Origin of the sequence: [Clostridium] ultunense DSM 10521 (assembly GCF_000511955.1) — a bacterium.
Taxonomy (GTDB): domain Bacteria; phylum Bacillota; class Clostridia; order Tissierellales; family Tepidimicrobiaceae; genus Schnuerera; species Schnuerera ultunensis.
The window spans coordinates 796,605-797,923 of record NZ_AZSU01000003.1 but is presented as its reverse complement, the minus strand read 5'-3'; the positions used below and the strand labels follow the sequence as shown (position 1 = coordinate 797,923).

Sequence of the window (1,319 nt, the reverse complement as noted above, 5' to 3'; positions counted from 1 at the left end):
GCTTTGTAAACTTAAAATGAAAAAATAGTACAATGTTTTATAAAATTACTTTAATTTGCTTTAAATTTCGCCTTGATGATTATAAAAGCTCACCTTGAGATTGTCAAGGGTAAAAATGAACGCACTAAAGTGCGCCCTTGACAATCTCAAGGACGAACATTTAGAAAATATATGGCGAAATTCAAGCAAAACTTATGCTACAAGAGGATACCTTCTTTTCTCTTTGGCAGCTAGATTTAATCCAGCAACTTGAGCTGGGGTTAAGCCATTAAGAGATGAATGAGGTCTAACAAAATTATAGAAAAATATAAACATGCTGATTAGGTTGTTGGCTGATTCAAAAGAATTAAAGCCTTGCTTAGTCTTATACCAAGCTTTGAATTGATGGTGAAAAGACTCTATTAAATTATTAGAAATATCATCTTTGAAGCTTTCGACACGAATGTGTTTAACATTTTTCCCCAATACAGTTTTTACTGGGACATTGTATGCATTGTAGCGGTCACTAACAATAGCATTAGGTTTCCCTAGATCTTTAACAGAATTAAGCAAAGAAAAAGCTTGGTCTGAATTTCTGTGAGGTGAAAGATGAAACCCTAGGACAAAGCGAGTTTCTGAATCAACAATGAACCATATGTAATATTTTTTACCAGCGATTTTTACAATAGTTTCATCAGCATGCCATTCATCGGAATTAAAATCTAACATTGGAACAAGTTCCAAAGCAATATTATTAAAATAAGGGGCAAACTTTTTACACCAATTGCTAATAGTAGTATGAGAGACCTTAACATTATTTACTACTCTAAGAATTTGAGCAATATTTCTAAAAGAATTTTTACCAAGATAGAACATAGATAAAGCAGTAAAAATAATATACACAGGATAACGCATACGTTTAAAATCAGTCTTACCAACTAATTTAGACATGGATGCAGGTAATATATTATTTGGTTTAGGAACAAACATAGAATGATTACATTTTTTATCACAACAACGATAATTAGAGTAATATTTATAATCATGATGAAGAAATGTTGCTTTACCACAAACAGGACAACGAGGGTATTTAGGTTTCTTTTTAGATGTTGGTCTATCAGGAGCAAATTGGTGATTACATTTACGGCAAAGGTACTTTTGATATCCATCTTTATCTTTGCCGTAGCGATAAAAAGATTCTTTATTATTGCATTTTGGACACTGAAGTGGTACAATTTTTTGCATGAGGACTTCATCCTTTCTGGGAGGTATTTGTTTTCTAGCAAAAACATTGTACCACAGAGGATTGAAGTCCTCAATTTTCATTTAAGTTTACAGAG

At 32.1% G+C, this 1,319-nt stretch carries 1 protein-coding gene; it reads right to left on the bottom strand.

Going from position 1 to position 1,319, the window contains the following annotated elements; translation table 11 throughout:
- Positions 1-192: 192 nt before the first annotated feature.
- A complete protein-coding gene (locus CUL_RS0111120; RefSeq protein WP_025641757.1) occupies positions 193-1,224 on the bottom strand; it encodes an IS6 family transposase in 1,032 nt (343 codons plus the stop codon).
- Between the last annotated feature and the right edge of the window lie 95 nt (positions 1,225-1,319).

What these genes read in the sequence shown, in the direction of transcription:
- CUL_RS0111120 (WP_025641757.1), bottom strand. Translation starts at nt 1,224, where the DNA reads ATGCAAAAAATTGTACCACTTCAGTGTCCAAAATGCAATAATAAAGAA.